Below are 17,767 nucleotides of genomic sequence, written 5' to 3'. Positions count from 1 at the left end.
AACCATGAGCATGGCGCACCTGGCGATCTAAACGGAGTTTCCGACAAAGGAGTTCCCAAATGGTTTCTCGACCCAAGGTTCGAGTGCCGCCAGCCTAACTGCGCCCTACCCCTGACGTGACCCGCGCGCCGTACCCGCCGATTTCAATGAGGATTTGCGCCGCGGTCCCGTCGTGCAGGAGGGCGTCGCGGACGACCCCACCCTGTTGCAGTTCCTGCAGGCTCGGCTGAGCAAGGGTAAATCGCGCAGCCACCCAATCGGCGACCCGTTGATCGGTCGAATAGGGGATGGCAATCACGCGACTGATCGTGAGGTACCGGCTGAGGGCTTCAATGAAGACTGGCCGGTCGGCGAGCAGATGCGTCAGGATAACGACTGAGCAAAGGGTACCTTCTGATGAACTCAAGTGCTCTGACGCCATAGATGACAAGAACCGGGCTCGCGCCTCGTTGAACAGGTCGAAGCTGTCTGCGTCGGTCACTAGGTCCAATCGACATTCAGGGATTCACGTCGACCTGAATGCGTGATTCATAGGTCTCCGCTTTGGCGGAGGTCGATGATGGGCGTGAAGCGGTACGAACTGGGCGATGCGCAGTGGGAGCGGATTGCACCGCTGCTGCCGGGCAAGGCGGGCGACCCGGGCAGGACGGGGGCCGACAACCGGCTGTTTGTGAATGGGGTGCTGTGGGTTCTGAGGTCGGGCGCGCACTGGCCTGACCTGCCGGAGCGCTCCGGCAAGTGGAAGACGGCGCACCAGCGGTTCAGCCGCTGGTCGCGATCCGGGGTCTGGGAACGGGTATTCGCTGATCTGATCAAGGACCGGGACAACCAGTATCTGATGCTGGATTCGACCTTGGTCAGAGCGCACCAGCAGGCGACGACCGGCCGGGGCTCCGGCTCAAAAAGGTGGGCCTGGATCCGGCTGTGGGGCGTTCCCGAGGTGGACTGACGACCAAGATCCACATGGCCTGCGACAGTCTGGGCCGACCCGTTCGCTTCCTGCTCGCCGCCGGCCAGAGCCACGACATCCTCGCCGCGCCCGCCCTGATTGAAGGCTTTGCGCCGGTCGCCGTGATGGCCGACCGGGCCTACGATTCCATCGCTTTCAGACAGGGGCTCTGTCAGCTCAAATGCACCGCTCTGTAAGGCGTAGCGTTTAGGCGGGCAGAATGGCCCGTCCAAAAAAGACCCACGATCCGTTCCGCTGGTTTGACTCGTCGCCGGAGGTGATCCGGACGGTGGTCATGATGTACGTGAAATTCCCGCTGTCGCTCCGGAATGTGGAGGACGTTCTGGCGGAGCGCGGCATCGACATCTGCCATGAGACGGTGCGGCTCTGGTGGAACCGGTTCGGTCCGATGTTCGCCGCGGAGATCCGCAGGAAGCGGGTCCAGAAGATGCGCGCCTTCACCCACTGGCGGTGGCACCTCGACGAGGTCTACGTGAAGATCAACGGCCAGATGCACTACCTCTGGCGGGCCGTCGATCACGAGGGCGAGGTGCTGGAATCCTTTGCCGGCAAGACCAGGGACAAGCCGGCCGCTCTGAAGTTCATGAAGAAACTCATGAAGCGGCACGGCCGCGCCAAGGCCATCACCACTGATGGTCTGCGCTCCTACAAGGCCGCCATGAAAGAGCTCGGCAACGCGGAGAAGCAGGAGGTTGGCAGGTGGGCCAACAACAGGGTGGAGAACTCACATCTGCCCTTCCGACGACGAGAAAGGGCCATGCTCCGCTTCCGGCAGATGAGACGCTGCAGAAGTTCAGCTCCGTCCATGCCGCCTTCCACAACCACTTCAATCAGGACCGCCACCTCATCAGCAGAGAGACATACAAGGCCCAACGCTCAGCCGCCCTGGCTGAGTGGAAGACGCTCGCCGGATAGGCCTCGCGTCCCCTGCCCTACCTGCGCTCAGTGGAGACAAGTTGTCGTTGGACTGACAGCACCCTTTTTCTATATAGATCAGAATTTTATTCTAGACTTGTTGACCGAACTCCGCCCTCGGCGGCGGCTGGACCGGTGCGATCGCCCGGTGAGGCCGGCCTTTCCCGACGGCGAATCCTGCGGACTCCAAGCCTGCGCTTCTGCGCATGCGGCGCGGGCCGACCTATCGGATAGACCGACCGTCGCGGCCGGCCAGCAGGGCTGCGACCTCCGGATGCGAAACCATGGAGGCGTCGCCGGGTGTGGTCATGGCCAGGGCGCCATGGGCCGCGCCCCAAGCAACAGCCTCTTTGACGGAGTGGTCATTCATCAAGGCCCAGGCGAGGCCTGAAACGAAGCTGTCGCCGCCTCCCACCCGGTCCATAATGTCCAGGTCGGCCCAGACCGGCGCGGTCTGCAGTGCGCCGCCGCTCCACGCCGCTGCGGACCAGTCATTGCGACTTGCCGTCGATGGACGCCGGAGTGTGGCGGCGACGATCTTCGTCCGGGGATACAGATCGCAATAGGCCTCGGCTGCAACAGCGAAGGCCGAGGCCCCGAGGTCCGAGCCGTCTCCGGACTCAGCCTTTGTGAGGTCGACGCCCAGACAGGTTTCGAACCCATGTCCATCCCCGATCATAACGTCGACTGCGCCGGCGATAGCGCGGTTCACGCGACGGACGGCGTCCGGGTCGGGGTGACCCTCCCAAAGGCTGGCGCGATAGTTGAGATCGTAGGAGACGACCGTTCCATGCCGTCGAGCGGCCTCCACCGCCTCAATGGCGACTTCGGCCGTCGTGGCGGACAAAGCGGCGAAAATGCCGCCGGTGTGAAACCAGCGCACGCCCTCCTCGCCGAACAGCCGATCCCAGTCGATCTCGCCAGGGCGCAGCTGGCTGGCCGCAGAATTGGCGCGGTCAGAGAGGCCCCGGGCCGGCCGGACGCCGAATCCCCGCTCGGTGAAGTTCAGGCCCAGCCGGGTGTTGCGCCCCATCCCGTCGGCCTCGCGCCATACCACGTGTCTGCGGTCCACCCCGCCCTGGGCGATCAGATCATCGGCCAGCCAGCCGAGGTCGTTGTCAGGCAGCGCCGTGACCACGGCGCTGCGCAGGCCGAAGGTCCGGGACATGGCCCGCGCGACATTGTATTCGCCACCCCCTTCCCAGACGTCGAAGAAGCGCGTGCTACGCACCCGGCGCTCGCCGGGATCAAAACGCAGCATCACCTCGCCGAGCGCGGCCATGTCCCATCGGCAGTCGGGGGCGGGGCGAAGGCTCAGCAGGGGAGACATCCGGGAATCCTGTAGGCCTGTCCCGACACCGCGGAAACGGGAAAAAGCGGAGGACCGGCGACAAGGCCGCCGGTCCTCAAGACACGTTCAGGAGAACGCGATTCTAGAAGCGATAGCGCGCACCGAAGAAGTACTGCCGGCCCGTGTGATGATAAACTGAGGTGCTCTCGCGATCGAGACCGTCGCCGACGAACTGGTGATTGAACTCGTCGGTCAGGTTGATCGCCTCAAAGGTCAGCTGCACATGTTCGGTGATCTGGTACGAGGCGGCGGCGTCGACGTTGAAGGTCTCCATCTTGCCTTCGATGTTGTTGCCGTTCCGTCCGGGCACGTTCTGGATATAGCCCTCTCGCGACGAACCCGAGATCCGGGCCGAGAACCGGTCATCCTCATAGTAGAGCGTGGCGTTCCACGACCGGGGCGACAGGCTGATCAGATCGGCCGTGACGAAGGTCGAGCACAGGGCGTCGTTGCAGTAGTCGATCTCGGACTCGACGTGGGTGAAGTTCAACTGGACGCCCGTGTTCGAGAACAGGCCCGGCAGGAAGCGGAACGGCTGCTGGTAGCTGATCTCGAAGCCCGACAGCGGACCGCCGTCGGTGTTCACCGCCGAGGTCAGCGCGAAGATCGTCGTGGGCGAACAGGCGCCGGAACAGAAGGCGGGGTCGAACGCCGACGGGTTCAGCGCGGTCAGGTCCGTATAGGGCAGGTCCTGCCGGATCACCTGGATGTAGGTGTCGATGTCCTTGTAGAAATAGGCAAAGGACAGCAGGCTTTCCGGCGCGAAATACCATTCGATGCTGAGGTCGTAGGTGGTGGCCCGGAACGGATCCAGATTCACATTGCCGATCGTGGCGGTGAAGTTCGGCCCCGTCGCGTTCAGCGAGGTCGTCGGCACCAGATAGTTGGCACCCGAGAGCGAGTTGTTGATCTGCGGGCGCGCCATGACCTTGGCCACGCCGAAACGGACGATCAGATCCTCGACTGGCTCCAGCGCCAGGTTCAGCGACGGCAGGGTGTCGTCATATTCATGCGTTCCGAACACCAGGGTGCCGCCGCCGGTCGAGCTGTAGCCCTCGGCGTAGAGCTGGGTATTGACCTGGCGCACCCCGACATTGCCGCGGAACGGCATGTTGAACAGTTCGGTATTGAAGTCGGCTTGGACGTAAAAGGCCAGGTCGTCCTCGCTGACGTAGCGGTTGCCGCCGCGTGCGTTGCCGTTGGTGAAGCTGGACATGGTGAAGTCGCCACCAGGAACGCCGGTGTTGCAGTTGCAGTAGATGTTGAAAAGCGTCGCGATGGCGTCCAGGTCGGGGCGAAGCCAGCTGGTGGCCGTGCCGGCGGGCACCAGGTTCCTGCCGTAGCCGGTCAGCAGGTTGGAGATGTCCGCCACCGTGGTGCCGCCCGGCAAGGCCGGCACGACCGTTTCGTCGGGACGCCGGAACTCGAATGAGCGGGAGCCGTAGGTCTTCCAGTTGACGCCGCCCTTGATGGTCAGCCAGTCGTTTGCGTCAAATTCCAAGTCGGCCTGGGCCGCCTCGAACACGGTGTCGACGCCTTGGGGACGAATGCGGATCTCGGAGCGAGGCGTCGGCGAGCCGGTCTGGCTCCATGACCAGGCGGCCGCGCTGGTGACGTCGAAGCCGTAGTCGATCAGCGGCGCGTTCGGATTGCCGCGGAAATCCCACGAGAAGCCGTCCGTGTCCCGCCGATCCAGGGTGACCGTGGTCTGGAACGGGTTGTCGAAGTCAGATTCCGCCCGACCGTAGTAGGCGCGGCCGCGCAGGCGGTCGCTGAAATCGTGCTCGGCGGTCAGGCTGTACTGCAGGAACTCGGTGGTCAGGTCGTCGAAGCGGGACTCGGACCGGACATCGACGTTGTCGAAGAGGCCGTAGACCAGCATGCCATTCTGAACCTCGGCCTCGCGGACGATGACCTGGGTTTGCCCCCCGGCCGCGGCGTTGCGGCTGAACGACAGCGATTCCAGGAAGTCTTCCTGACGAGTCGCGTGCAGCTCGGAATACAGGATATCCAGCGAGAACAGGGTGGTGTCGGCCGGGCGCCACTGGAAGGCGCTGGTGAGGCCGAGACGCTCCTGCTCATGGGTCAGGCGACCGTAGCGCGGCAGGCGCGGGATGAAGACGTTGTTCTGGTTGGCCGTATTGTAGGCGGCGACGTTGCCGGGGGTGTTGGCCGGACGCGGATTGCCGGTCGAGCAGTTGGCGGCGCTGGAGCCGTTGGCCCCGCTGTTGCCCGGGTTCTGGGGGGCAACGCCGACGGGCGAGCAGAAGCCGCCCGAACTGCCGGTTCCAAACGCCGGCGCCCAGCGGACGGAGCTGAAGCCCTCCTCTAGAATGTTGCGCTCGCTGTAAGCGACGGAGAAGAGCGCGCCGAACTCGTCGTTCGCCCCGAAGGTGTTGCTGATCAGAAAGGCGGCGCGCGGGTCCCAGTTTTCCGACAGGTCGTTGTAGCCGCCCTGGAACGAGGCGGCCATGGTGAAGCCGCGGTTGTTGAAGGGCCGCGTGGCTTGCAGATCGACGGTCGCGCCGAGCGAGCCTTCCTCGGTCTCAGCCGCGGCGGTCTTGCGGACCGTGATGCTGTTGAAGAGTTCGGAAGCAAAGACGTTGAAGTCGAAGCCGCGGCCGCGGTTGGCGCCGCCCGATGAATCGGTGCCGCCAGCGGTGGCCTGGGCCTCCATGCCGTTGATGCGGGTGCGGGTGAAATCGGAGCCCAGACCGCGGACCGTGATGGAGCGGCCCTCGCCGGCGTCACGGTCGATGGCGACGCCCGGGACGCGCTGAATTGACTCGGCCAGGTTCAGGTCGGGGAAGTCGGCGATGTCCTCGGCGACGATCACGTCGATGACGTTGGCGTCACGCCGTTTGGCGTCGAGGCCGGCGGTCAGACTGGCCCGGAAGCCAGTGACGACGATCTCGTCGATTTCGGTGGCTTCCTGTGGCGGCGCGGTCTGGGCCGCGGCGGCGCCGGCTCCCAGGCCAAGCGACAGGGCGACGGCCAGGCCGGACGCTCCGGCGAACAGGCTGCGGCGAAAAGTGCGGGTCATCCCCGGCTGAATGGCTTGCAACATATGCTCCCTCCCAATGGGCATACAGAACGCCGAGGTAGCCCCGGTCTATGTGTTATTGCGACCCGGCTTCTTTGGCCCAATCGTTTGACACCGGTGTCATCTTCGCATGGAATGACTTCTGACACCGGTAGCAATCATGAGCCTAACCTGATGATCCCCGCTTTCGCAACCCCGCTTCGTCGCCTCATTGTCACCAGCGTTGCGGTAAGCGTGATTGGCGTGTCGTCGGGGGCACACCCTGCATTCGCGCAATCAGCCGAAAGCGTGGTCGCATTTCCCGGGGCCGAAGGTGCGGGCCGGTTTGCATCGGGCGGACGCGGCGGACGCGTCCTGCGCGTGACGCATCTGGGCGATGCAGGTCCGGGCAGCCTGCGCGCGGCGGTCGAGTCTGATGGGGCGCGCACGGTTATCTTTGACATCAGCGGCCTGATCCGCCTGGCCTCGCCCCTGACCGTCCGGCGCGGCCGCATCACGATCGCCGGCCAGACAGCGCCCGGTGGCGGAATCACCTTGCGCGACCATCCGTTGGTCGTGTCGGCCGATGATGTGGTGATCCGCCATCTCCGCTCGCGCCTCGGGGACGAGAGCGGGGTCGAGGCCGACGCCATATCGGTCGAACGCGGCCGCCGGATCATCCTCGATCACATCTCCGCCTCTTGGTCCGTCGACGAGACCCTGTCGGTCGGCAGCCGCTACAACCCGCCGGAGCGCGGCATCTATGATGTCACCGTGCAGTGGTCGCTGATCGCGGAATCACTGAACGCCTCCGGCCACGCCAAGGGCGACCACGGCTACGGGACGCTGGTGCGTGGCGGGCACGGCGCGCGTATGACCTTCCATCACAATCTGTGGGCCGCTCACCGGGCGCGCATGCCCCGGCCGGGCAACTACAATCCGCCCTCGGTCGATCCCGAGGGGGCCCGGTTCGAGTTCCGGTCGAACGTCTTCTATGACTGGAGCGGCGGTCACGCAGGCTACAACGCCGACACCGAAAGCCTGTCGGCCTATACCTTCATCGGCAACGCCTACATCCCCGGTCCGGACTCGGCCGGCCGGCAGGCGTTCGAGGAATCCAATCCGCTGGCCCGCGCCTGGTTCGAGGGCAACGCCATGGACGGCGCCGTCCCGGTCGACCCGTGGAGTCTGGTGAAGGATTCGGACCGCCCGGACTACCGGCTGGCGACCCGACCCGACTGGGCGGACGCCGCGAGCGAAACAGCGTCGGAGGCTGAGGTCCGCGTACTGGCCCACGTCGGCGCCGGCCGGGTGCGCGACGCCGTCGACGCCCGCATCATCAGGGGCGTCCGCGACCGGACCGGCCGCATCATCGACAGCCAGTCCCAGGTCGGCGGCTGGCCGGAACTGAGTGCGGGATCACCCTGGATCGACGGCGATGGCGACGGCATGCCGGACAACTGGGAAACGGCCCATGGCCTCAATCCTGCCGACGCAGTTGACGGAGCGGCCGACCGGGACGGCGATGGCTATACCAACCTGGAAGACTGGCTGAACAGCTTGGCCCACTGATTCCCTGCTTTCGTCATCCCGGCGAAGGCCGGACCCAGCGGCGCCGCAACGGCGGCGAAACACCGACGGTACGTTTCCGGGCAGCGGATCTGACACACCCAGGCTGTCGACAGCTTCGCGCTTCACGCGCCACTGGGTCCCGGGGTTCGCTTCGCGCCCCCCGGGATGACGATAGCGGTGGGTAGGCCCTACCGCGCCAGCCAACCCCCATCCACCGCCAGCACCGTGCCGTGGACGTAGGCCGCCGCATCCGACGCCAGAAAGACCGCCGCGCCGCTGATGTCGGACGGATCGCCCCAGCGGCCAGCCGGGATCCGCGCGAGGATGTCGCGGTTGCGGGTCTCGTCAGCGCGCAGGGCTTCGGTGTTGTTGGTCGAGAAATAGCCCGGCGCGATGGCGTTGACGTTGATGCCCTTGCTCGCCCACTCGCAGGCCAGCAGACGCGTCAGCCCGGCCAGACCGCTCTTGGAAGCCGTATAGGACGGCACGCGGATGCCGCCCTGGAAGCTCAGCATCGAACAGATGTTGATGATCTTGCCGCCCCGGCCCGCCGCCGCCCAGGTCCGGGCCACGGCCTGGCTGAGGAAGAAGGCGGTCTTCAGATTGGTGTCGATGACCGCGTCCCAATCTTCCTCAGTGAAGTCGAGGCTGTCGGCGCGGCGGATGACGCCGGCGTTGTTGACCAGAATGTCGATCGCTCCGACCGCGGCTACGGCCTGGGCCACTACATCAGCGATAGGAGCGATGGACGACAGGTCGGCGGAGATGGGGTGCAGGGCTCGCCCCGTCTCCGCCACCATGGCCGCCGTCCCGGTCGGCGCCGACCTTCCCACGGCGATGATGTCGGCCCCGGCCTGCGCCAGTCCGACGGCGATGGCCTGGCCCAGGCCGGTGTTGGCGCCGGTGACCATGGCCACCCGCCCGGTGAGGTCAAAGCCGCTCATTTCAGCTGGCAGATGTCGAGGACGGTCATGTCCGTATAGTCCAGATTCTCGCCGCCCATCGCCCAGATGAAGGTGTAATTCGACGTGCCCGAGCCCATGTGGATCGACCACGGCGGCGACACCACTGCCTCGCCGTCAGCGACCACGATATGGCGCTGCGCATCAGGCTCGCCCATGAAGTGGAAGACGCGGTCGTCAGCGCCCAGGCCGAAGTAGAAATAGACCTCCGAGCGCCGGTCATGCAGGTGCGGCGGCATGGTGTTCCAGACGCTGCCGGTCTTGAGGATCGTCAGGCCCAGCAGCAGCTGGCACGACTGGCAGGTGGCCGGGACGATGTACTGGTAGATGGTCCGCTCGTTCGAAGTCTCCAGCGCGCCCCGCTCCAGCGGCACGGCCTGGCTCAGCGAGATGTGTTTGGTCTCGTAGCGGACATGGGCCGGGGTCGAGGCGAGGTAGAAACGGGTGTCGCCGGCGAAGGTCACGTCCTTCGAACCCATGGCGACATAGAGGCCGTCGTTGGCCTCCAGCGTATAGGCCTGACCGTCGACGGTGACCGTCCCGGTTGCGCCGCCGACATTGACCACGCCCAGTTCGCGCCGCTCGAGGAACGGATGGCCTGCGGCCGAGGCCGGCTCGGTCTGATCAGGCAGCTTCACCGTCGCGCCGCCCGGCTGGACCCCACCGATCACGAACCGCTCATAGTGGGTGTAGTTCAGGCGGATATCCCCGCCCGCGAACAGGCCGTCGATCAGATAGCGCTCGCGCAGCTGATCATTGGTGACCCCGTCCATCATGTCCGGATGGGTGGCGTGATAGGTCTTGCAGTACATGGGATCACCTTGTCGGGGTCGGGGCGCGCCGTCTAGGTAACCGGTGTCATGTTCGGGGGCAAGGTCTGTGCTACCGCCCCGGCGGCGCCGCCGAATCGCGCACCACCAGGAAGGGATCGACCTCGGGCTGGACCAGGGTCGCCGGATCCAGCCCGCGGCTGCGGGCGGTCAGCTTTTCGGCCGCCATACGGCCCATGTCGCGGATGGGCAGGCGGACGGTCGTCAGGTTGGGCCAGACGCGCGACGCCATCGGCAGGTCGTCGAAGCCGACGATCGACAGGTCGCGCGGCACGTCGAGACCGGCGTCGCGCGCGGCCTTCATCACGCCGATGGCCATCTCGTCATTGCCGGCGAAGATCGCGGTCGGCGGCTCAGCCATGGCCAGCAGACTGGCCGCCGCCTCAACCCCGGATTCGAAGGTATAGGCGCCCTGGCGCACATAGCGATCATCGAGCACCAGCCCGTGCTCGGCCAGCCCCTCGCTGAAACCCCGTCCGCGCTCATGTGAAGACCGGAAGCTGTCCGGACCCGAGATAAAGGCCACCCGCCTGTGCCCCAGCTCCGCCAGATGCCGCGCCGCCTGGGCCGCGCCGCGGCTGTCGTGGGTCACCACCATACAGGCGGGTTCGTCCAGCGAGACCGAAGCGATCCGGACATAGGGACAATCCGCCTCCTTCAGGATGGCCACCACCCGGTCGTCCTCGGACACCGACGGCGGCATGACCACGCCGAACAGCTTCTGCCGGACGATGAAGGCCCGCACCTCGTTCAGGAAGGTGTCCGTGCCCCGGTTGCAGGGGTGGACGACCAGTTCAAGGCCCGAGCCGCGCACCGCGTCCAGCACGCCCTGCTGCATGTTGACCACATAGTTCGGGCTGGGATTGTCATAGATCATCCCGACCAGGAACGACCGCCGGAAGGCCAGGCCCCGGGCCTGCGGGTCGGGGGTGAATCCATGCTCGGCGATGACCGCCTCGACCCGCTTGCGCGTCTCTTCCTTGACGAAGGGCGAATTGTTGATGACCCGCGAGACGGTCTTCTTCGACACCTCGGCGAGCCGGGCGATGTCGTTAATCGTGGCGGGCTTGACGCCGGTCCGTCCGGGTTTGTTCACTGAGGGAGTCTCTCTGGCCGAACGCTGTCCTTAGACGTTGCCGCGCACGCTGTCAGCGGTCACGTCCCGCGTCGCGTCGCCGGCCGGTCCAGAACTTCGTCGCGCAATGGGGTCATGAAGCGCAGGTCCCAGTCGTCGCGGTTGAACGGCTTGCGGGTCGCCTCGATCACGGCTGGATAACCGCCGACCTCGCGCTCGTGGTCGATGATCTCGCCGCGGCCCTCGGCCACTTCCGCGATCAGCAGCACGTCGCGCATGTCGCGGTCCCATGGCCGGGCTCCGACCTGCGACAGCACCGCGCGCTGGACGTCACCGGCGGGCATGGGCGTCAGGCCCTCCCACCATACCGGCGGACGGCGCGTCTGAATGATGCGCGCCGGGCTGGTGGTGTAGCGGCCGAACATGCGGATCGGCTCGCCGACCTGGTCCACGGCGATGTTGTCGCGGCCGTAGTATTCCACGTCGCCGGCCCCGCCTATCATCATGAAGGCGAGCTGGTCGACCGGCGTCGACGGGCCGGCGCGCAGGACATTGCCGATCACCGTCATCTTGCCGACCTCGAACGGGACGGTTCCCCATTCTTCGGGTGCGAGGTTGTAGTGGATGGCCCGTGGACCCGGGTTGTAGATCAGGTTGTTGACGATCACCCCGTGCACCCCGCCCTTGAACAGGGGGCTGCGCTCGTAGTTGTGGGCGTACAGATTGCCGACGATCAGCAGGCCGGTGACATTGTCGTGGATCAGCGAGCCCTTGGAATGCTCGCCCTTGGAATGGGTCGAATAGGCCAGGCTTTCGCCGTTCAGATTGTTCGAAAAGGTGATGTTGTGGCTGGTGCCGCGGCGCCATTCCTCGGGCGTCGAACCGGTGAAGCGCGGGCCCGAGGCCGACAGGTTTTCGTCGGTCGCCCAGGTCAGGCTGCAGTGGTCGATGATGACGTTCCAGGCCCCGATGGTGGAAATGCCGTCCTCGTCCCAGCCGCTCATCCATGCGCCGCCGGCCGAGCCGGGACGGATGCGGATGTGCTGGACGATCACGTCGTGGGCGGTGATGTCCATGCCGCCCTGGATCAGGGTGATGCCCGGCGAGGGCGCCGTCTGGCCGGCGATGGTGATGAAGGGGTTGCGAAGGCGCAGCGTCTGTTTGCCCAGGTCGATGACCCCGCCGACCTCGAACACCACGATGCGCGGCCCGTCGGCCTCGATGGCGGCGCGAAGCGAACCGGGGCCGGAGGCGTCCAGATTGGTGACGCGGATGATCTGACCGCCACGCCCGCCCGGCGTCTGCGCCGCCCAGCCCAAGGCTCCGGGGAAGGCAGGCAGCAGCGCGTCGGCGGCGACCGGCGCGGGCGTCTGCGCGAACGTCGGCATCGCCAAAGCGGCGGGAAGGACGAGGGCGGCCGCGAGGGCGGCGAGGCGGAGCAGGGTCATGATTCCATCCTATCGCACGGTCGCCTGTCGTCGCGACCCTGAGCCGGGGCGGCGCCGGAAAGGCGTCGCCGGATTCAAATTGACACCGGTTTCCTTCCTGCGCAATGTCTGCCGTAACAGGGAGGCGGCGTGAGCCACGCACACGATAATTCAGCGACTTCGCCGATCGCGCGGGCCTTTGTCGGCGCGCGTCGCGGCGGTCGCGCGCTTGAAGCCTATCCGGGCCTGCAGCCCGAATCGCTCGAGGCCGCATACGCCATCCAGGACGAGGCGATCGCCGCCTGGCCGGACCGGATCGCGGGCTGGAAACTGGGTCGGATCAACGCCCCACACGATGTGCGCTTCGGCGCCGGACGGCTGGCCGGGCCGATCTTTTCGCGGAGCGTCTGGACCGCCGGCCAGACCCCGACCCACTTCGGCGTGATCGAGGGCGGCTTCGCGGCGGTCGAGGCGGAATATGTGATCGAGATCGGCGAAACCGCGCCGGATCGCGGCGACTGGACCGTCGATACGGTCGCGACGCTGGTCTCCCGCGCCTTCATCGGTGTCGAGATCGCCGGCAGCCCCTTTGCGGGCATCAACGACCACGGCCCGGCCGTCACGGCCTCGGACTTCGGCAACAACGCCGGCCTGATCCTCGGCGGCGAGATCGCCGGCTGGCGCCAGCGCCTGTCCGGCCTGACCTGCACCATGGCCATCAATGACGTCGTCATCGGACGCGGCGGCGCGACGGCGATTCCGGGGGGGCCGCTCGATTCCCTGGCCTTCCTGTTGAACCTGCTGCACCGGCGCGGCCGGCGGCTTGAGGCGGGACAACTGGTCTCGACCGGCGCCGCCACCGGGGTGCACGATATCTTCGCCGGTCAGTCCGCCTCCGCAGACTTCGGACCCGACGGCCATATCGACTGTCTCGCGGTCCCGGCGACAGGAGCCATCGTATGAGCCTGACCCGTCGTTCTCTCGGTCTTGCGGGCCTGTCCGGCCTCAGCCTGGCTTCCTGCGCCCCGCGCCCGGCCACCAATGGCCAGACCGTCTTCAGTGCGGTCGACGTCCATCCCAGCGACTTCCCGACGGTGACCGCCGTCAAATGGATGGGCGAGGAACTGGGGCGCCTTACGGCCGGTCGGCTGGGCATCCGGCAGTTTCCCTCCGGACAACTGGGCAACGAGGATGACTCCATCGGCCTGGCGCGCTTCCAGGCGGTCGACATGTGCCGGGTCGCCGTCGCCGCGCTGAACAACGCCTTTCCGGAAACCCGGCTGCTGGCCCTGCCCTACGTCTTCCGCTCCGTGCCTCACGTCCGGGCCGTGGTGGACGGCGAGATCGGCACCGAACTTCTCAACGTATTCGAGGGTCGGGGCCTGATCGGTCTGGCCTATTACGATGCCGCGCCGCGCTGCTTCTACAATGTGCGGCGCCCCGTGACCGAGCCCGGCGAAATGCGCGGCCTGAAGATGCGGGCGCCACAGTCGGACATCTTCCTCGACTCCATCCGGGCCATGGGCGCCAATCCGACGCCGTTGACCTTCGGCGCGGTCTTCTCCTCGCTGCAGACCCATCTCATCGACGGGGCCGAGAACAACTGGCCGGCCTACCAGTCCAGCCGCCAGTTCGAGGTCGCCCCGTTCTGGAGCCAGACCGAGCATTCCTTCTCTCCCGACGCCCTGCTCATGTCCAAGGCCAGTTTCGACGCCCTGACGCCGGCGGACCGCGAACTGGTCCGCGACGTGGCGAGACGCTCGGTGCAGGTCATGCGCATCGACTGGGACAAGCGCGAAGCCGACGCCCGCACCGCGGTCATCGCCGCCGGCGTCCAGGTCGCCGAGGTCGACAAGGCCGCCTTCGCCGCCACCGTCCGGCCCGTGCTGGACAAATATCTCGCCGAGCCGCGCCTGCGCGCGCTCCACGAACGGATCGCAGCGGTTGCCTGAACGACCGCGCAAACCCGACGCTCAGGGAGGGCGTTGCATGTCTGAACCACGACGCGGAAGCGCGCGCGCGCTTGACGGTCTCGCCAGCCTCGCGATGGGGCTCGCAGGCTTTGCCCTCGTGGCCATGGCCCTGATCCAGGCGTGGCAGGTCTTCGCCCGCTATGTGCTGAACGACAGCCCGGGCTGGACCGAGCCTCTCGCCCTGCTGCTGATGAGCTTCGCCGTGATGTTCGGCGCGGCCGTGGCGGTGCGGCGCGAGACCCATTTCGCCTTCCAATCCTTCCGCGACGCGGCGCCGGGTCCGCTCCAGTGGCTGCTGAAGTCGATCGCGCGCCTGATCGCCGCCGCCGCCGGCGCCGGGCTGATGATCCTGGGCGGGACCCTGATGATCGACGAATGGCCGGTCGCCCTGGCCGGAGCGCCCCTGCCCTCGGGGCTCAAATTCGCCGGCCTGTGCGTCGGCGGCACGCTGATTCTGTTGTTCTCGCTCGAGCGCCTGCTGACCGGTGACTATCGCGCGCCGGATGTCGCCGGGAAGGCGGAGGACTGAGCGTGGAATACATCATCCTCTTCGGCCTCCTGGCCATCCTTCTGGCAATCGGCGTGCCGGTCGCCTTCTCCCTGCTGGCCGCGACCCTGGCGACCGTCCTCTATCTGGCCCTGCCGCCGATCGTGGTGTTCCAGCAGATGGGGTCGGACATCACCTCGGTGGCCCTGCTGGCCATTCCACTATTTATCTTCACCGGCGAACTGATGATGAAGGGCGGGCTGTCCGACCGGATGATCGCCCTCGCCGCGTCCATGGTCGGCCATGTGCGCGGCGGCCTGGGACAGGTCACCGTGGTCGGCTCGACCCTGTTCGGCGGGGTTTCGGGCAGCGCCATCGCCGACGTCTCGGCCATCGGCGGCACCATGATCCCGCAGATGCAGAAGCGCGGCTATGACGCCGACTACGCCGTCAATGTCACCATCTCGGCGGCACTGGTGGCCCTGCTGGTGCCGCCCTCGCACAATATGATCCTGTACTCGGCCTCAGCCGGCGGCGGGGTGTCGATCTCCGACCTGTTCGCCGCGGGCATTATCCCCGCCCTGATGCTGGCCGCCGCCCTTATGGTGACCTCCTATGTCGTGGCGCGGCGACGCGGATACGCCGCCGAGGCCTTCCCCGGCTTCCGCGCCGTGGCCGTCCGGCTGGTGGCCGCCATCCCCGGACTGCTGCTGGTCGGCATCATCTTCGGAGGGATCCGCGCCGGGATCTTCACCGCGGTGGAGAGCGCCTCCATCGCCGTGGTCTACGCCACCGTCGTCACCGGCCTGATCTATCGCCACATGACCTGGCGCGCCTTCAAGGCCGCCTGCCTCGGGGCGGCGCGGACCTCGGGCGTGGTCCTGTTCATCATTGGCTGCGCCGGGGCCTTCGGCTGGCTGATGGCCTATATGCAGGTGCCGACCATGATGGTCGATCTGCTGCAGACCCTGACCGACAATCCGATCGTGATCCTGCTGATGATCAACGTTATCCTGCTGATCCTCGGCACCTTCATGGACATGGCCCCGCTGATCATCATCTGCACCCCCATCTTCCTGCCGGTGGCCAAGGCGTTCGACGTCGATCCTGTCCAGTTCGGCGTCATCCTGCTGCTCAACTGCGGCATCGGCCTGATCACCCCGCCGGTCGGATCAGTCCTGTTCGTCGGCAGCGCCATCGCCGGCATACCGATGACCAGGGCCTTGAAGACCATCTGGCCGTTCTGGCTGACTTGCGCCGGCGTGCTGATGCTGGTCACCTTCATCCCGGCGCTTTCGCTGTGGCTTCCGACCCTCCTGAAATAGACAAACTCTGCTGGTCACTGCCTCTTGGGTTCGAAGGATGCTGTCAGCCGAGGCTTCGCTCGGTCGTCCCGTGTTCCGCTACTTCGACAACTCGCCCGAGGTGATCCGCCTCGTGATGACGACAGGTATGACGTACCGGCTTTCTCCGCGGAATGTGAAGGACCTGCCGGCCTGACCCGGCATCGACTCCCACTGCCTTGCCTGGCGCCTGGTGCAGACAGGTTATCTTCCGACTGACACCACCGCCACCGTTTAAACCATTGAATATCAACAATAAAATTGCATCGCCGACAGGCCCGCGGACTCGACTCTTGCGGGCCGCAAACTGGTGCGATCGCCAGACAGGGCGGGCGTTTGCGGGCCATAGACCCCCAGAGGGACTGACAACTTAAGTCTCCTAGCCCGCAGATGGCCCCTTCCCTTCCCCGTTTCAGGCAGCTTGGGTTGCGGCCGCCCAGGCGTTGTCAGCCAGACCTCGCAGGGAGCGAAGGCCGGCTCGGGACACCAGATGGGGCTGGAGATTGAACGCGTTGTAAATCGGACCGTGGCTGGAGAGGAAACGCTGGGCTGAACCCTGGGATTTGAACTTCTGCTGTTTGCGTTCTCGTCGGCGGATCAGGAGGTGCGGGTTCTCGGCGCGATTGTTCTCCCGCATCCCGCCGGGGCGGTGACGGGCCTGGAGATTCAGCACCTTCATCGCCGCTCTGTACGAGGCCAGCTCATCGGTGACGATAGCCTCCGGTTGGATCCCACTGTTGCGCAAGAGGCGGCGCGGCACCTTCAGCGCCGCCTGCTTGTTCCGGCGCTTCTGGACCAGAACGTCGAACACCTCGCCCTCATCATCGACAGCGCGCCACAGATACATTCGCCGGCCACCGATCTTCACGACAACCTCATCCAGGTGCCAACGGCCGGTAGGGCGTGATCTCACCCGGCGCAGGTTGGCGGCAATCAGAGGGTCAACTTGATGACCCAGCACCGGATCGCATCACGGCTGACCGCAATCCCGCGTTCGGCCATCAACTCCTCGACGTCACGAATGCTGAGCGTGAAACGGAAGTACCAGCGCACCGCCTGCACAATTACGGCTCCGGGGAACCGATGCCGCTTGAAACTGATCGGATCCATCCCGCCTCCCGGACATCAAGCCCTTACCGGAGACCTTCTAGCGTTAGACTGCCAGCACCAGCTGACCAGCCTGGAGCAGCAGATCGCGCAGTTGGATCAGCAGCTTCTCGAATGGCATCGAATCACTGAGGTCAGTCAGCGCCTGGCGGGCATTCCGGGTGTCGGTCCCGTGACAGCTACGGCCCTCGCCGCCAGCGTCACCGATCCTTCCATGTTCGCCTCTGGTCGGGAGTTCGCAGCGTTCCTGGGCCTGGCTCCACGACAGAACTCCTCGGGCGGAAAGACCCGGCTCGGGCGCGTGTCGAAGATGGGGGATCGCTACCTGCGCACCCTGCTCGTTACCGGAGCCACGGCCGTGCTCAGCCACTCGAAAACCCGAACCGGACGTCTGGATACGTGGGCCAAAACCCTGCTCGAAAAGGGCAAGCCGCCCAAGCTGGTCGCCCTCGCCCTCGCCCTCGCAAATAAGATGGCCCGGATCGCCTGGGCGATCATGAGGCGGGGTGAGCCCTTCAGACTGGATCCAGCCGCGGCTTAACGCCGACGGCGGCACAAATTGGCAAGGACCATGAGGTGATGCGATCCGGATCGGGACCGAAGACCAGGACACTCCGATAAATTGTCGGCGCAGCGAAGCGCTCACCGGAGATAGGAGACCAGGTCAGCGGACGACATCAGGGCCAGCAGGCCGAGCCCTGCATCAACAGGCCGAACACAAGACTGTAACCCA

13 protein-coding genes and 4 pseudogenes are annotated in these 17,767 nt (G+C 66.0%); 9 read left to right on the top strand and 8 right to left on the bottom strand.

Translation table 11 applies throughout. The features are described from left to right. Positions 1-94: 94 nt before the first annotated feature. Positions 95-481: a hypothetical protein gene (locus tag ACTIEW_RS05300; protein WP_439476872.1), complete on the bottom strand. Its 387-nt coding sequence runs from the start codon at positions 479-481 to the stop codon at positions 95-97. A gap of 84 nt (positions 482-565) precedes the next feature. Here ACTIEW_RS05300 and ACTIEW_RS05295 point away from each other — a divergent pair. Together ACTIEW_RS05295 and ACTIEW_RS05290 are read left to right on the top strand one after the other, a co-directional pair. Beyond that, positions 566-1,131, top strand: a pseudogene (locus tag ACTIEW_RS05295) (IS5 family transposase); the annotation flags it as partial. Positions 1,132-1,169: 38 nt separating this feature from the next. Continuing rightward, positions 1,170-1,885: pseudogene (locus ACTIEW_RS05290) on the top strand (IS6 family transposase). 223 nt (positions 1,886-2,108) lie between these two features. Here the strand turns inward: ACTIEW_RS05290 and ACTIEW_RS05285 are convergent. Beyond that, positions 2,109-3,215 carry a PfkB family carbohydrate kinase gene (locus tag ACTIEW_RS05285; RefSeq protein ID WP_439476871.1) on the bottom strand — a complete coding sequence of 369 codons (1,107 nt, stop codon included), beginning with the start codon at positions 3,213-3,215 and terminating at the stop codon, positions 2,109-2,111. A 103-nt stretch (positions 3,216-3,318) separates the two neighbouring features. Beyond that, complete coding sequence (locus tag ACTIEW_RS05280) at positions 3,319-6,303, bottom strand: TonB-dependent receptor (RefSeq protein ID WP_439476870.1); 2,985 nt, start codon at positions 6,301-6,303, stop codon at positions 3,319-3,321. Positions 6,304-6,567: 264 nt separating this feature from the next. Between ACTIEW_RS05280 and ACTIEW_RS05275 the strand changes: the two genes are divergently transcribed. Further along, complete coding sequence (locus ACTIEW_RS05275) at positions 6,568-7,830, top strand: pectate lyase family protein (protein WP_439476869.1); 1,263 nt, start codon at positions 6,568-6,570, stop codon at positions 7,828-7,830. Between the two features lie 188 nt (positions 7,831-8,018). Here ACTIEW_RS05275 and kduD read toward each other — a convergent pair whose 3' ends face one another. The 4 genes from kduD to ACTIEW_RS05255 form a co-directional block, all read right to left on the bottom strand. Continuing rightward, positions 8,019-8,774, bottom strand: a complete 756-nt coding sequence (kduD, locus tag ACTIEW_RS05270; protein ID WP_439476868.1) for a 2-dehydro-3-deoxy-D-gluconate 5-dehydrogenase KduD — start codon at positions 8,772-8,774, stop codon at positions 8,019-8,021. Further along, positions 8,771-9,604, bottom strand: coding sequence for a 5-dehydro-4-deoxy-D-glucuronate isomerase (kduI, locus tag ACTIEW_RS05265; protein ID WP_439476867.1), 834 nt, complete (start codon positions 9,602-9,604; stop codon positions 8,771-8,773). Before kduI ends, kduD begins: the two co-directional genes overlap by 4 nt. Before the next feature lie 70 nt (positions 9,605-9,674). Then, positions 9,675-10,718 carry a LacI family DNA-binding transcriptional regulator gene (locus ACTIEW_RS05260; RefSeq protein WP_439476866.1) on the bottom strand — a complete coding sequence of 348 codons (1,044 nt, stop codon included), beginning with the start codon at positions 10,716-10,718 and terminating at the stop codon, positions 9,675-9,677. Between the two features lie 59 nt (positions 10,719-10,777). Continuing rightward, on the bottom strand, positions 10,778-12,145 hold the full coding sequence (locus ACTIEW_RS05255; protein WP_439476865.1) for a pectate lyase family protein: 1,368 nt from the start codon (positions 12,143-12,145) through the stop codon (positions 10,778-10,780). A 129-nt stretch (positions 12,146-12,274) separates the two neighbouring features. On the opposite strand from ACTIEW_RS05255, the gene ACTIEW_RS05250 reads away from it, so the two are divergent. From ACTIEW_RS05250 to ACTIEW_RS05230, 5 genes are read left to right on the top strand one after another with little or no spacing between them, the layout of a single operon-like run. Then, entirely contained in the window at positions 12,275-13,087 is an 813-nt protein-coding gene (locus ACTIEW_RS05250; protein ID WP_439476864.1) for a 2-keto-4-pentenoate hydratase, read from the top strand. After that, positions 13,084-14,076: a TRAP transporter substrate-binding protein gene (locus tag ACTIEW_RS05245; RefSeq protein WP_439476863.1), complete on the top strand. Its 993-nt coding sequence runs from the start codon at positions 13,084-13,086 to the stop codon at positions 14,074-14,076. The genes ACTIEW_RS05250 and ACTIEW_RS05245 overlap by 4 nt, the downstream gene beginning before the upstream one ends. A 37-nt stretch (positions 14,077-14,113) precedes the next feature. After that, positions 14,114-14,626 carry a TRAP transporter small permease gene (locus ACTIEW_RS05240; protein WP_439476862.1) on the top strand — a complete coding sequence of 171 codons (513 nt, stop codon included), beginning with the start codon at positions 14,114-14,116 and terminating at the stop codon, positions 14,624-14,626. Between the two features lie 2 nt (positions 14,627-14,628). Continuing rightward, a complete protein-coding gene (locus ACTIEW_RS05235; protein WP_439476861.1) occupies positions 14,629-15,909 on the top strand; it encodes a TRAP transporter large permease in 1,281 nt (426 codons plus the stop codon). A 37-nt stretch (positions 15,910-15,946) separates the two neighbouring features. Next, entirely contained in the window at positions 15,947-16,084 is a 138-nt protein-coding gene (locus ACTIEW_RS05230) for a hypothetical protein (protein ID WP_439476860.1), read from the top strand. Between the two features lie 255 nt (positions 16,085-16,339). Here ACTIEW_RS05230 and ACTIEW_RS05225 read toward each other — a convergent pair. Further along, positions 16,340-17,037, bottom strand: a pseudogene (locus ACTIEW_RS05225) (IS6 family transposase). Positions 17,038-17,098: 61 nt separating this feature from the next. On the opposite strand from ACTIEW_RS05225, the pseudogene ACTIEW_RS05220 reads away from it, so the two are divergent. Beyond that, positions 17,099-17,575: pseudogene (locus tag ACTIEW_RS05220) on the top strand (IS110 family transposase); the annotation flags it as partial. Between the last annotated feature and the right edge of the window lie 192 nt (positions 17,576-17,767).

Source organism: Brevundimonas sp. (assembly GCF_051860745.1).
Taxonomy (GTDB): Bacteria; Pseudomonadota; Alphaproteobacteria; order Caulobacterales; family Caulobacteraceae; genus Brevundimonas.
This window is presented reverse-complemented; position numbering and strand designations above follow the sequence as displayed.

Excerpts from the sequence above, each read along its gene's own strand:
- ACTIEW_RS05285 (WP_439476871.1), bottom strand. The coding sequence starts at position 3,215 with ATGTCTCCCCTGCTGAGCCTTCGCCCCGCCCCCGACTGCCGATGGGAC.
- ACTIEW_RS05280 (WP_439476870.1), bottom strand. The coding sequence starts at position 6,303 with ATGTTGCAAGCCATTCAGCCGGGGATGACCCGCACTTTTCGCCGCAGC.
- kduD (WP_439476868.1), bottom strand. The coding sequence starts at position 8,774 with ATGAGCGGCTTTGACCTCACCGGGCGGGTGGCCATGGTCACCGGCGCC.
- kduI (WP_439476867.1), bottom strand. The coding sequence starts at position 9,604 with ATGTACTGCAAGACCTATCACGCCACCCATCCGGACATGATGGACGGG.
- ACTIEW_RS05255 (WP_439476865.1), bottom strand. The coding sequence starts at position 12,145 with ATGACCCTGCTCCGCCTCGCCGCCCTCGCGGCCGCCCTCGTCCTTCCC.
- ACTIEW_RS05245 (WP_439476863.1), top strand. The coding sequence starts at position 13,084 with ATGAGCCTGACCCGTCGTTCTCTCGGTCTTGCGGGCCTGTCCGGCCTC.
- ACTIEW_RS05240 (WP_439476862.1), top strand. The coding sequence starts at position 14,114 with ATGTCTGAACCACGACGCGGAAGCGCGCGCGCGCTTGACGGTCTCGCC.
- ACTIEW_RS05230 (WP_439476860.1), top strand. The coding sequence starts at position 15,947 with ATGCTGTCAGCCGAGGCTTCGCTCGGTCGTCCCGTGTTCCGCTACTTC.